Below are 12,413 nucleotides of genomic sequence, written 5' to 3' on the forward strand. Positions count from 1 at the left end.
AGCTATCTTTTGTTAGGAAGAAAAAGATTACGCTTATTTGTCTGATGAATCCTTTGACTTGGAAGAGGACGTCTTGTCCTTCGATTCATGGGAGAAATCTTTGCGAATGTTGTCCACGATATCGCCAACCACGCCTTCGATCATATCGGTTGGTCCGGGATTATTTTTGTCTGGATGGATAACAGTATTCACTCCTGGTTCAAGTTCATCGTTTGTCTTTTCATGTTTGGTTTTATCACGCATGGGAAATCCCTCCTGGTTCGATATTGTATAAGGTGTTCATTAACATATCCAAACACCGTTACGTATATGTAAACGATTAACCGCTGTAGTTCTTTTGAAACGCGTACTTGCTCATATATAAAAGATATATACAGAATTGAACGAACTGATTAAACTTCTGCAATACGTTTATATTATAGATAACCAATGAGTATCAAAGATTAAATCTCAAAACCAATAAACAACTATTATGCAGGAGGTTATTCAAATGAATGAAGAAAATCATGTAATCCATAAAGATGGCCAAGTTTCAACTGACAAGGTGGACAATGCAATCGAGAAGATTGCGCCGGAAGAAAGAGAACAGATTCTACAGAACTTTGATGCGTTCAAAGAATACCTGGGTAAGCGAATTGCGATGGGTGAATCAATCGGACTAAGTGAGGAGCAGATGGCCAAAATTGCTGAGAAAGTTGCTGACCATCTGGCTGCTAACGAAGAACCCCGTAACCGTGAAGAAAAATTGCTTCAGGAGCTGTGGAATGTCGGCAAGGAAGATGAACGTCACATGCTGGCTCATATGCTCGTTCGTTTGGCACAAAGCTCCACACCCAATCATTAAGATTAGTAAGTTAATAACCCCTGAATGGCGATGCCTTCAGGGGTTATTGCCGTTTACGGAGACTACAGACAGAAGTGATGACGCACATTGTAACTATTTTTAATCTGGCTGATACTTTTATAATCTCCCTAACAAGTATGATAGGAAAAGAAAGAACGTTGGAATCGATAGTTCACATGAGCGTTTGAGAAGCAAGACTTCCGGTTAAGGAATAGTAACGTTCATATTAAGGAGAGATGTTACCTATGAAGAACGCGACAAAACAATGGAAACTACGAATGATCGGTGCAGTTGTTGCTTTACTTGGTATGATTGTGCTGACTACATATTTACTTACCCCTGCGAATGCTCAAGGTAGTACGGACGCTCAACAACCTTCTGCGAAAGAAGCTCAAGTTGCAAACTCCGAGATGTTTACAGCCTATGTTGAAGGTATGCACATAGAAGATGGCAAATTGTTTATGACAGTGGACAAGATTGGCTGGTATCAGGGTGAAGAAGCCGATGCGATTTTTGCACAGCGCAATCCGGAAGCAGGTATAGACGGTGCTCCAGATGGTTACTATATTGTCAACGATAGCAAAGAGCAGGAACAAGTTGAGGTTAGTGCCAATGCTGAAGTATTGATGCAGTTGTATGATCGGGATGGTACGATGCAGGGCGCAGACATTCAGTGGAATGAACCTGTAACATTATCCAAGTTCGAATCGTTGTATGAGAATACCCGTATTCTTGATCTGTCCGTATTCCCGTATCATCTGACGGTGCAGGACGGAAAAGTTACTAAAATTGTACAACAATACATCCCATAAAAATAAGATTAAATTCATCATTCAAGCATTCCTCCTGTTCATTGGAACGGTGAGGGATGCTTTTTGGTTATGACAAATTCATGAAAGCGATTGTAATTAATGGTAGGTACATGTATCATTATTGGAATGGCGTTTTTACATAGTTCAGGAGGAGCCTCATGCTTAAAGACATGATTGCATTAACTAAGCCCGGACTTCTAAGGTTAAATGTGTTTGCGGTGGCGGTAGGATTCTGGGTAGCTTCAAAATGGGATATCAACTGGTTATCTCTTCTCATGGTCGTGATTGGATCAACCTTGGTTATTGCTTCAGCTTGTGTAATCAACAATTATTGGGATCGTGAATTGGACCAAAAGATGGAGCGCACCAAAAAAAGGATGGATTACATTAACCATCTGAAGCCAGGGTTTGTACTTGGCTATGGCATTATCCTTGGTATTGTGGGACTAGCAGTACTGTATCTCCTGGTGAATCCGTTATCAGGCTGGATGGCACTGCTTGGATGGTTCGCTTACATCGTGATTTACACGATGTGGTTGAAACGCAGTTCAACGTGGAGCACGTCGCTCGGTGGAATTGCAGGAGCGATGCCGCCTGTCATCGGTTATACGGCTGTAACCAATGAGATTGATGCAGGTGCCTGGTTGCTGTTTGCACTATTATTCTTGTGGCAACCACCACACTTCTGGTCATTGGGTATTCGCCGGGTAGAGGAGTATCGTGCTGCTGGCTTCCCGTTGTTGCCAGTGGTTAAAGGGGTGAAACGCACCAAGTTTCAGATGATTCCTTATGTTTTTCTGCTGCTTCCTGCTGTATTTCTGTTGTATTATTACGACTACGTTGGTCTGGTATTTCTGATTGTATCTCTGGTCGGTGGACTGATCTGGTTCGTGCATACACTTAGCGGACTGAAGACACAGGATGATGAGAAATGGGCAAAAGTAAACTTTCTGATCTCGGTGAATTACCTTATGCTTGTATTTATTGTGATGGTAGCGAATACGGTATGGTCATAATTAGACGATGAACAGATCGTTTTCAGAGAGATTTCAGCTTATGCTATATAAATTGAACTAAACATTTACACAAAACGGAGAGGGCAGAAAAAACCTGAAGAAGCGAAAGCGTTCGCCTAAAAGCTTTCTGAAAGAAAGCTGCATCGAAAGCATACGCTTATCCCCGGATTTTCACCTTTGTTAAAATGATTCGAAAAATTCGGGGATAACAGCGATCGGAAGGTTGTTCTGTCATCGAAGTGTCCAGTGGAAATATGCTTTAGTCCATTTTTTATAACAAGCTGCATCGAATGAAAAAGCACACGATGGAATAGCGTTTGGACAACCTTGAGTTGTTACAACATATTCTCCAGTGTGCTTTTTTGGTATAATAAAACAATTGAATCATATATGTGGAAATTATAATGCAAGATGGGAAGTGACATCATGAGTGATTTGGAACAGGCCGTAGAATGGAGACAAGAAGGCAAGGTGCAGGAAGCGATTGAACTTTTGCAAGAGATTACAGTCCAGGAACCCGAGAATGCGAATGTTTGGTATCAGCTGGCTTGGGCACATGATTCGCTTGGATTGGAGCGGGAAGCTGTTCCGTATTATGAGAAGGCACTGAGTCTTGGACTTTCTGGGGAGGACAGAGCAGGTGCAATACTCGGATTAGGCAGTACATACAGAACGCTTGGACAGTACGAGCAGGCGAAAGTTTGGTTTGAAAAAGGGATGAAAGAATTCCCGGCGTACCGGGAATTTGAAGTTTTCTATGCCATGGTGCTCTATAATCTGGGTGAACATGCAGAAGCGATGCAAAGACTGCTCGTACAACTTGCGGACACATCAAGTGACAAGAGAATCAATGACTATAACAGAGCAATCCGTTACTACGCAGATCAGCTCGATCGGGTGTGGGAATAGACCGATTATGCAGAAAAGGGGAGATGGATAATGAACTCCAATCAAGATCTGAGACAGGTAAATGAAAGGTTAGATCAAATTGAGCAGAAGCTGGATAGCCTGGGACGCAACCAGCAGAACAAACGCTCACTTGGCAAGCGCTTCCTGATCGGTTTGGGTATCACAATTGCGGTTATATTTGTACTGCTGCTGACTCTTGGTGTTATCCAATTTGTGAGTAACGGATAGGAGGAATGGATCATACCGACAAAGGTAGTGATTCTCCGAATTTACTTACATAGCCTGGCTGAGCCACTGTTGCACCTCTTCAATGAAACGCCGCGTAGCTGGCGATAGATTAACCAAAGACGGGCAGGCCATGCCAATCGTGCGATAAGGATCTCCAGTGAGTGGTACGAGCGCGAGCGAATCCGTATGATTTTGAAGTACCATTTCCGGCAACAAGCTGATACCCAGACCATTACGGACCATCGCCATGATGGCTTGATCTTCTGCGACTTCATAGACGACATTGAGCTTGGCTGCATGCTGCCGGATCAGCCGTTCAATCTCGTTGTCTCCGCCCCATTTGGGCAGAATAAAGGGTTGCTCCAGCAGAATATCAAACGAAACAGATTCCTCTGAGGCAAGAGGATGGTCTAGAGGCAGGATGCACATCATCCTGTCTTTTTGCAATGGGATCGTCTCAAAAGGTGATGAATCGCCGAGGGACAGAAATCCGAGATCGATGGCACCTCCAGCCAGCCAGCCCTCAATCTCAGCATAATCGCCCTCCCACAGCTTGATCTCAATTCCTGGATGACGCAGGCGAAATTGTTTCAGGATGCCTGGCAACCATTGTGTGGAGACACTGGCGAAGGTGCCAATACGCACCGTACCAATCTCCGCGCCGCGAATGAGGGAGATTTCCTGGTTCATCAGTTCCGTCCAGCGCAGAATCTCACGTGTGTATCCTAGAATACGTTCGCCTTCAGCGGTAACCCGCACCCCGGAGCGGCCGCGATGGAGCAGTGAAAAACCACATTCTGTCTCCAGACTGGCGATGGCATGGCTGACGGCGGATTGGGTGATGCTTAATGCTTCTGCTGCTTTGGTGAGACTGCCATATTCCACAACGGTATTCAATATTTCGTATTTGATCAGTGACATGAACGGTTCCGTTCCTTCCCTCATTTAATGTATGAGTTTATTTCATATAATATATTATAAATATTCATTTTAATAATGCAAAGAGATCGTTTATACTTGCCAAGGCGAGTTAGTTTGACGCACGATCACACAGCTCAGAATACATAGAATGAAGGTTGAAGCAAGATGAATGGTGTACATGTTAATCAAGGTCAGGCAACAAGAAGAGCGGACATACAGATGCTGCTCGCAACGGTTATATGGGGATCATCCTACCTGTTTATGAAATCGGGCCTGGAGTCCATGCAAGAATTGAATCTGGTCGCATTTCGTTTTGGAATTGCCTTTATTGCGGCAGGACTTCTTTTTCATCGGCGGTTGTTTAACATGGATCGCAGAACACTTTTGGCAGGAGCTATTATGGGGACAGCTTTATTCGCTGCATTTGTATTCATCACCTATGGTGTGCAACGAACAACGACATCCCAAGCGGGATTCTTGATAAGTTTGGCAGTTATTTTTGTACCGATCCTGACGACCATCCAGCATCGTCGTATGCCGGACAAACGATTGACGCTCAGTATCCTGGTTGCAGTTACCGGGCTTGGCTTGCTGACGCTTCAGCATCAGCTTAGTCTGCACACGGGGGATATTCTCTGCATACTAGCAGCACTTGTGTATGCCATCTATATAATGATTGCTGGCAAGTTCACACCGAAGCATGATCCATTAACATTGGGGACAGTTCAATTAGGTGTTGCAGCGATGTGGGGAATTGCAGCTACATTTATACTGGAAACGCCACGTATGCCCGCTACGGCTGAATCCTGGGCAGCCATTCTCGGCTTAGGTGTTTTGTGTAGCGGCTTGGGGTATATTCTGCAGACACTCGCGCAGCGTCATGCCTCTCCTACAAGAACAAGTCTGATTTTTTCACTCGAACCACTGTTTGCAACAGCATTTGCATTTACCTTTCAAGGGGAATCGCTAACGTTGCAAGGATATGCAGGAGCAGCTTTGATGTTGGTCGGTGTTCTGATCACAGAGATCAAACTTCCACAGCCTATCTTCTGGCGCAGAAAACGCCCGGTTTTACAGTCGGAACTTGGGGATCAGGGAGCACCAGGTGTATAATTGGCGGACAAAGGGTCCTTTCGTCATCTTCTATGGAAGGTGGGGAGAGGGCCTTTTTTGGTTATGTCGAATAGCTTGTGAAACAGATAATCAACTACCTAACAAAAACAAAATAACATAACCTTGTTTTGTTGATTTTTGTTTTTTATGCTACACTGAATGGAAAATTAGGAAAAACGGGTGAGTAGGATGGCCAAAAGAGTAACGATGCAGCAAATTGCGGATGCTGCGGGGGTGTCCAAATTCGCAGTCTCCCGTGCGCTGACAGGCAAGCCTGGTGTGAGTGAGCATACACGCGAGATGATTGTCAGAACGGCGGGGCAGCTTGGGTATTTCAGAACTGAGCCTAAGCGTTATCCGGGGGAGACACAGATATCAGCGGAGATGAAGCCAGAAGCGGAGCGACAAGGTACGATATTAATTTTGTTTCCCAACATTCGTTCTCAGAATCGAGCTTCCTTATACTGGGGGCCTGTGTTTGACGGCATTTCTGAGAGGTTGAATGAGAAGGGAATGGATATTTTAACGTTAACAGAACCCTCTTCAGATCGGATGTTCTCGGTTCTTAATCCCGACGCAATCAGCGGAGTCATTACCGTGGGCACCATCTCGACATCGGTATTGCTGGAGATTTACAGGCTGCGTATTCCGCTTGTCATGGTGGATCATGAAGACCCTGCCATATACGCAGACTCGGTTTTTACGGACAATATGAAATGTATGAAAGAACTGGTTCTCATGCTCATTGGAAAAGGGTATAGAAGGTTCCAGTTTGCCGGGCAACTGCCCGATGCAGCAAGTTTTAGAGAACGCTGGCTTGGATATCGTACGGTGCTGGAAGAGAAGCAGTTGGAGGGGGAACAGCAAGAAGGCTTGCTGGGACCAGAGTATGATCAGATTCGGAGATCCGTTGCTGAAATGAAGCTGGAGGATATCCCTGAAGTTATCGTGTGCGCAAATGACCATACAGCTGTCATTGTCATTCAGGCACTCCAAAGTCGAGGCATTAAGGTGCCTGAACGCTGTGCCGTAACCGGATTTGACAATACCCAGACGGATGAACCCATTCTTGCTTCGGTACATATTAACAAAGAGAATCTGGGAACGCGAGCAGTAGATCAGCTGTTGTGGCGGATCAAACACCTGGATGAACCATATGAACGCAAGCTGATCTATTCGGAATTAATTATTCGTGATGAATATAACGCCAGTATACAGTAATGGGATATGAATTTACGGGTCTTTTTAACAATGATCATACGGGTAAATGAAATCAGGTGAAAGACATGGAGAGGTTAGAGCTTCATGTCTTTTTGTTATGCAGAAACCATTTAACAAATTAAATTACAAAACAGATTGACTATAAGAAGCATATCGTGTTAATTTTGTTTTGTAAGTTATTTGTTTTTATAATAACAAAACCTAACAAAATAATGTTTACCAACTCTAACAACAATGGAGGCTGTCATGAGCACAATACAATCACATGTTTTTCAGAATTGGACGTTCAAGGCTTGCGAAGATCAAGAGTGGATGCCGGCTCAGGTGCCCGGCTGTGTGCATACAGATTTGCTGAAGCTGGGCAAGATTCCAGATCCTTTTTATGGAACAAACGAGAAGGAAGTACAATGGATTGATAAGATAGATTGGGAATATCAGACGGAATTTGACGTTGCCGAAGGGTTGTTCTCGCAGGAACATCTGGAACTGGTGTTTGATGGTCTGGATACATATGCGGATGTGTATGTGAATGATGTGCATGTGTTATCAGCAGATAATATGTTCCGAGTATGGAAGGCAGATGTGAAGTCTGTATTGAAGGGGAACGGCAACATTCTCCGAATACGTTTTCGGTCTCCGATTCAGGAAGATCTGCCGAAGCTGGAGAAGCTCGGATATGCATTACCTGCATCGAATGATCAGTCCGATGTTGGCGGACTTGGCGATAAAAGAGTAAGTATTTTTGCACGTAAAGCCCCGTATCACTATGGTTGGGACTGGGGTCCGCGTTTTGTAACCAGTGGGATCTGGCGTGAAGCACGTCTTGAAGGTTGGACACAGGTACGAATCAATGATGTGTATATCCAGCAAAATGAAGTAAGCGCTACCTCAGCTTCATTAACTGCTGTTGTGGAAGTCGAGACATCCCAAGCGGTAGATACGATTATTCGTATCGGCGCAGATGGACAGAGATGGGAAAGATCCGTATCGCTACAACCAGGAACTCAAACTGTGGAGATTCAAGTCTCCATTGATGAACCGAAACTGTGGTGGAGCCGTGGGCTTGGTGATCCGCATATGTACACCTTCCTTACCGAAGTGCTTCAAGGTGAACGAGCTGTGGCTGAAACTACAGTGAAGACTGGGCTTCGTTCCATTCGCTTGGTACGTGACAAAGATGAAGCAGGAGCATCCTTTTATTTTGAACTAAACGGTGTTGCGGTCTTTGCCAAAGGGGCCAATCACATTCCAAATGATAGCTTCATCACTGAAATTACTCATGAACGTTATCGTCATGAGATCGTATCCGCAGCCGAGTCTAATATGAATATGCTGCGCGTGTGGGGTGGCGGAATCTATGAGCAGGATGTGTTCTACGAACTATGTGATGAATATGGAATCCTGGTATGGCAAGACTTCATGTTTGCTTGCAGCATGTATCCAGGAGATGAAGCGTTCCTGAACAGTGTAAGACATGAAGCCATTGATAATGTGAAACGTCTGCGCAACCATCCAAGTATTGCACTCTGGTGTGGGAACAACGAGATTGATTCGGCGTGGGCTCACTATGTTGAGAATGGTGGCTGGGGTTGGAAAAAGGAATTTACTGCCGAGCAGCGTGAAAGCATCTGGGCCGATTACGAAGCCATCTTCCATGATCTGCTGCCAGAAGTCGTTGAAGCGTATGCTCCAGGTGTGGATTACTGGCCTTCCTCACCACTGGTATCACTGACAGGGGATGAGACGCAGCATGCGCACCCATCCACAGCTGAAGGGGATATCCACTACTGGGGCGTGTGGCACAATGTAGAACCATTCGAGAACTATAACGTGCATGTGGGTCGTTTCATGAGTGAATACGGATTCCAGTCTTTCCCGGAGTACAAGTCAGTACGCACTTACGCGGAAGAAGAGGATCTTGCTCTGGAATCGGAAGTCATGCTGGCTCATCAAAAGAATGGGGCAGGCAATCGTCTGATCAAACAGTACATGGATATGTACATGCATGAATCGAAGGACTTCCCATCGTTCCTGTATATGAGCCAGGTGCTTCAGGCGGAAGCGATGAAGACAGCCATTGAAGCGCACCGTCGCCGCAAACCATTCTGCATGGGCACACTTTACTGGCAAATGAATGATTGCTGGCCGGTAGCTTCATGGGCAGGTATGGACTACCTTGGTCGCTGGAAAGCATTGCAATATTATGCGAAACGCAGCTTCAGCGATGTGTTGGTATCGGTAGATGGAACAAAAGAAGATACAACAGATATATATATCATCTCGGATCAATTACAACCTGTGAAAGGGCAGTTACAGATTCGTTTGCTCGGGTTCGATGGAACGGTGCATCGTGATGAAACACATGACGTGACCCTGGCACCTAATACAGGTGAACGAGTGCTGTCATTACGTAACGCGGAGTGGCTTGAAGGTCATGATACAGCTAACACGCTGCTGCGCCTGGATCTGAAACAGGAAGGTGCGGCGAATATCGTACAGGAACACTATTTTGTACCGTCCAAAGACCTTGCTCTGCAGCCTGCAAACATCAATGTAAGCGGGGGAGCGGATGAGAACGGCGTTCATCTGGTACTGGAAAGTGACGTGCTTGCTAAACAGGTATGGCTATCTTCGGATGTGGAGGGTGTCTTCTCGGATAACTTCTTCGACTTGATTCCTGGCATTCCGGTGAAGGTGCAGTTCACTTCCAGAGAGGGATTGCAGTCTAATGATGTGATATCAAATCCGGGACCGATCGAGGTTCGATCCATGATTGATTTTATTCGTTTGACCTAGAAGACACGGTTGGAGTCTCTCGTAAGAGAGATTTCAACCGTTTTTTTATTGAGACCTGACCTCATTTATATATCGTAATGGTTTCGTAATACTTCGCTTAGAGAATCGTAAGCAATCTTGCTTATTGTAATCCATGTAAGTAATAAACGAATGGAGAGTGATAAGAATGATGAAAACAAATAAGAGCAAAAAAGCGATGGTAGCAGCGGTATTGATGATGTCTATGGCCTTTTCTGGATTGGCAAGTGCTGCAGATATGAAAACAATTAAAAAGGATGGCATGGAGCTTGTTCAATTGAGACAGGCGGCGAAAATGTATGATTACAACATTATGTGGGACAGCAAGGACAGATCTGTAACTTTGATGTATATGGGCAAAATGGACGACAAGATGATGAAAGACGACAACATGATGGAAGATAGCATGAAGATGAAAGATGACAAAATGATGGAAGATGACATGATGTTGAAAGACGACATGATGATGAAAGACGATAAGATGATGAAAGACGACATGATGATGGAAGAAACGATGATGCCTGCGGGGAAAACGATTAAGTTGTGGATTGGATCGAAAAAAATCATGGTAGACGGTATGCAAGTTAACTTGAAATCGATGCCTGTCATCCATGAAGGGAATTCTTATGCGGCTGAGTCTGTAATTAAACAGTACATGATGCCAGCCATGGGAATGAAGTAATTTAAGGGCTAAGCATCGCCATCACCATATGATATGATTGGCTCAAATGTATTTTCTGGAATATGGGGTGGGTTTGTTTGAATGAATGTGTACTGGTTGCTGATGATGATACAAATATTACCGACGTTTGTCGCAGGTATCTGGAACGGGAAGGTTATCTCGTCGTGACGGCCAAGGATGGTCTGGAGGCTATAGAGCTGTGGCACAGCCAAACGCCAAGCTTGATCGTGCTCGACCTGATGATGCCGCATAAGAATGGCTGGGAAGTTTGCAACGAGATTCGGCAAACTGAGGATGTGCCCATTGTAATGCTGACGGCCCGGGGTGAGGAACAGGATCGTCTGATGGGACTGACGATGGGGGCGGATGATTATCTGACCAAACCATTCAGTCCGAGAGAACTTGTCTTACGTGTAAAGGCAATCCTGCGGAGAATGCGAATTGCGCAGGCATCACCTGTTACAACATCTGAATATACGATCAATTATGAAGGGCTTACCATTGATTTTACCAAGCGTGAAGTGCACATCAGCGGGCAGGCCATTGAATTGACAGTTACGGAGTTTGAGATGTTGTATTTGCTGGCAAGTCACCCGGGTCAGGTGTTCTCCCGTAACCAGATGTTAAGCAAGATTTGGGATTTTAGTTATGAGGGAGATACAACAACGGTGACTGTACATGTTCGGAGATTACGAGAGAAGATCGAACAGAATCCTTCTGATCCAAAATATATTAAAACAGTTTGGGGTATAGGCTACAAGTTTGCGGGTGGCAGTTCATGAAACTTCGCACGTACTTGGTATTGTCCAGTCTCACAGGCATTGGCGTATTATTAATTTGTTTGTTCATCAGTTATTCCAAAATGCTGCTTACGATCGAACAATTGTATTGGTTATCGGCTATAACGGCAGGGGTAGGCTTACTTTCGTTTATTCTTCAATATCTGCTGACTAAGCCATTAGAGAAATCAATTGCGCGAATTACACAGCAGACGATACGAATTGCCGAAGGGGATTTCCATACGGAAGTCCCTCTCATCGGTACGCAGGAATTTAAGCTCTTGGCACAGCAATTTAATGAAATGAGTTCCAAGCTGAAGGAAAGCTTTGATCATCTGCATCACTCAGAAACCGCGAGACGAGAGTTGATCGCTAATGTCTCCCATGATTTACGGACTCCCTTGGCATCCATTCAGTCATTCGTCGAAGCGTTGGAGGATGATGTCATTCAGGATAAAGAAACCTTTCAACGTTACCTGAACACGATACGACTTGAGACGAAGCGTTTGGGAGGGCTTATTCAAGATTTGTTCGAATTATCCAGCCTGGAAGCGCAAGGGGAGGTATTTGACCCTCAGCCTTGTCACGTCGATGAGTTGCTGCTCAGTACGTTGGAGAGTTTTTCGTTTCATCTCGCCGAGAAAACGCTGAACGTTGAAATCGATTTGCCCGATAAATTACCAGCCGCGGTCATGATGCCTGCACAAATGAAGCGGGTCCTTTCCAATTTGCTGCAAAATGCCATTCAATACTCTCCTGTTGATGGAAAAATCATTCTGGCTGCCGAAGAAAAGGGGCAGTTTATACAAATTTCAGTTACGGATGAAGGGGAAGGCATTGAAGCGGAGGAAACTTCGCGTATATTTGAACGTTTTTATCGAATTGACAAATCACGTAGCAAGAGCAATGGGGGGGCCGGGCTTGGCCTTGCCATCGCTCAATCGATTGTGGAACTCCATGGTGGCGAGATCGGGGTTCAGAGTACAAAAGGAGAAGGAAGCTGCTTCTGGTTCACGCTTCCGATCTACGTCAGTCGTTAACCTTGGTTAATCAAACGTAGTATTTATTCAGGTG

General features: G+C 44.9%; 13 protein-coding genes. 11 read left to right on the forward strand and 2 right to left on the reverse strand.

From position 1 onward, the window contains the following. Window positions 1-33 precede the first annotated feature (33 nt). Entirely contained in the window at window positions 34-243 is a 210-nt protein-coding gene (locus tag NZ043_RS21565; RefSeq protein ID WP_091031540.1) for a hypothetical protein, read from the reverse strand. A gap of 247 nt (window positions 244-490) precedes the next feature. Here NZ043_RS21565 and NZ043_RS21570 point away from each other — a divergent pair, with 247 nt between their 5' ends. The 5 genes from NZ043_RS21570 (at window position 491) to NZ043_RS21590 (ending at window position 3,809) form a co-directional block, all read left to right on the forward strand. Next, the gene (locus NZ043_RS21570) at window positions 491-844 is read left to right on the forward strand and encodes a DUF3243 domain-containing protein (RefSeq protein ID WP_091031537.1); all 354 of its coding nucleotides are present in this window, start codon (window positions 491-493) and stop codon (window positions 842-844) included. A 245-nt stretch (window positions 845-1,089) separates the two neighbouring features. Continuing rightward, window positions 1,090-1,656: a hypothetical protein gene (locus NZ043_RS21575; RefSeq protein WP_091031535.1), complete on the forward strand. Its 567-nt coding sequence runs from the start codon at window positions 1,090-1,092 to the stop codon at window positions 1,654-1,656. Window positions 1,657-1,814: 158 nt separating this feature from the next. Continuing rightward, window positions 1,815-2,672 (forward strand): heme o synthase, encoded by an 858-nt coding sequence (gene cyoE / locus NZ043_RS21580; RefSeq protein WP_091031533.1) that lies wholly within the window; start codon window positions 1,815-1,817, stop codon window positions 2,670-2,672. A 426-nt stretch (window positions 2,673-3,098) separates the two neighbouring features. After that, window positions 3,099-3,581 carry a tetratricopeptide repeat protein gene (locus NZ043_RS21585; RefSeq protein WP_339309193.1) on the forward strand — a complete coding sequence of 161 codons (483 nt, stop codon included), beginning with the start codon at window positions 3,099-3,101 and terminating at the stop codon, window positions 3,579-3,581. A 30-nt stretch (window positions 3,582-3,611) separates the two neighbouring features. Further along, on the forward strand, window positions 3,612-3,809 hold the full coding sequence (locus NZ043_RS21590; RefSeq protein ID WP_133384431.1) for a hypothetical protein: 198 nt from the start codon (window positions 3,612-3,614) through the stop codon (window positions 3,807-3,809). Window positions 3,810-3,854: 45 nt separating this feature from the next. Here NZ043_RS21590 and NZ043_RS21595 read toward each other — a convergent pair whose 3' ends face one another. After that, window positions 3,855-4,730, reverse strand: a complete 876-nt coding sequence (locus NZ043_RS21595) for a LysR substrate-binding domain-containing protein (RefSeq protein ID WP_339309194.1) — start codon at window positions 4,728-4,730, stop codon at window positions 3,855-3,857. Window positions 4,731-4,895: 165 nt separating this feature from the next. Here NZ043_RS21595 and NZ043_RS21600 point away from each other — a divergent pair, with 165 nt between their 5' ends. The 6 genes from NZ043_RS21600 to NZ043_RS21625 all read left to right on the forward strand — a co-directional run bounded on the left by NZ043_RS21600 (window position 4,896) and on the right by NZ043_RS21625 (window position 12,379). Then, window positions 4,896-5,843 carry a DMT family transporter gene (locus tag NZ043_RS21600; protein ID WP_339309195.1) on the forward strand — a complete coding sequence of 316 codons (948 nt, stop codon included), beginning with the start codon at window positions 4,896-4,898 and terminating at the stop codon, window positions 5,841-5,843. Window positions 5,844-6,032: 189 nt separating this feature from the next. After that, on the forward strand, window positions 6,033-7,064 hold the full coding sequence (locus NZ043_RS21605) for a LacI family DNA-binding transcriptional regulator (RefSeq protein WP_339309196.1): 1,032 nt from the start codon (window positions 6,033-6,035) through the stop codon (window positions 7,062-7,064). Window positions 7,065-7,310: 246 nt separating this feature from the next. Further along, entirely contained in the window at window positions 7,311-9,860 is a 2,550-nt protein-coding gene (locus tag NZ043_RS21610; protein ID WP_339309197.1) for a glycoside hydrolase family 2 protein, read from the forward strand. Between the two features lie 166 nt (window positions 9,861-10,026). Next, complete coding sequence (locus NZ043_RS21615) at window positions 10,027-10,560, forward strand: hypothetical protein (protein ID WP_339309198.1); 534 nt, start codon at window positions 10,027-10,029, stop codon at window positions 10,558-10,560. A 77-nt stretch (window positions 10,561-10,637) separates the two neighbouring features. Beyond that, entirely contained in the window at window positions 10,638-11,342 is a 705-nt protein-coding gene (locus NZ043_RS21620; protein WP_017688950.1) for a response regulator transcription factor, read from the forward strand. After that, a complete protein-coding gene (locus tag NZ043_RS21625; protein ID WP_339309199.1) occupies window positions 11,339-12,379 on the forward strand; it encodes an ATP-binding protein in 1,041 nt (346 codons plus the stop codon). The genes NZ043_RS21620 and NZ043_RS21625 overlap by 4 nt, the downstream gene beginning before the upstream one ends. The last annotated feature ends 34 nt before the right edge of the window (window positions 12,380-12,413 follow it).

Source organism: Paenibacillus sp. FSL k6-2145 (genome assembly GCF_037976585.1).
Taxonomy (GTDB): domain Bacteria; phylum Bacillota; class Bacilli; order Paenibacillales; family Paenibacillaceae; genus Paenibacillus.

Excerpts from the sequence above, each read along its gene's own strand:
- NZ043_RS21625 (WP_339309199.1), top strand. The coding sequence starts at position 11,339 with ATGAAACTTCGCACGTACTTGGTATTGTCCAGTCTCACAGGCATTGGC.
- NZ043_RS21595 (WP_339309194.1), bottom strand. The coding sequence starts at position 4,730 with ATGTCACTGATCAAATACGAAATATTGAATACCGTTGTGGAATATGGC.
- NZ043_RS21575 (WP_091031535.1), top strand. The coding sequence starts at position 1,090 with ATGAAGAACGCGACAAAACAATGGAAACTACGAATGATCGGTGCAGTT.
- NZ043_RS21605 (WP_339309196.1), top strand. The coding sequence starts at position 6,033 with ATGGCCAAAAGAGTAACGATGCAGCAAATTGCGGATGCTGCGGGGGTG.
- NZ043_RS21585 (WP_339309193.1), top strand. The coding sequence starts at position 3,099 with ATGAGTGATTTGGAACAGGCCGTAGAATGGAGACAAGAAGGCAAGGTG.
- NZ043_RS21610 (WP_339309197.1), top strand. The coding sequence starts at position 7,311 with ATGAGCACAATACAATCACATGTTTTTCAGAATTGGACGTTCAAGGCT.
- NZ043_RS21600 (WP_339309195.1), top strand. The coding sequence starts at position 4,896 with ATGAATGGTGTACATGTTAATCAAGGTCAGGCAACAAGAAGAGCGGAC.
- NZ043_RS21570 (WP_091031537.1), top strand. The coding sequence starts at position 491 with ATGAATGAAGAAAATCATGTAATCCATAAAGATGGCCAAGTTTCAACT.
- NZ043_RS21565 (WP_091031540.1), bottom strand. The coding sequence starts at position 243 with ATGCGTGATAAAACCAAACATGAAAAGACAAACGATGAACTTGAACCA.
- NZ043_RS21615 (WP_339309198.1), top strand. The coding sequence starts at position 10,027 with ATGATGAAAACAAATAAGAGCAAAAAAGCGATGGTAGCAGCGGTATTG.
- NZ043_RS21590 (WP_133384431.1), top strand. The coding sequence starts at position 3,612 with ATGAACTCCAATCAAGATCTGAGACAGGTAAATGAAAGGTTAGATCAA.
- cyoE (WP_091031533.1), top strand. The coding sequence starts at position 1,815 with ATGCTTAAAGACATGATTGCATTAACTAAGCCCGGACTTCTAAGGTTA.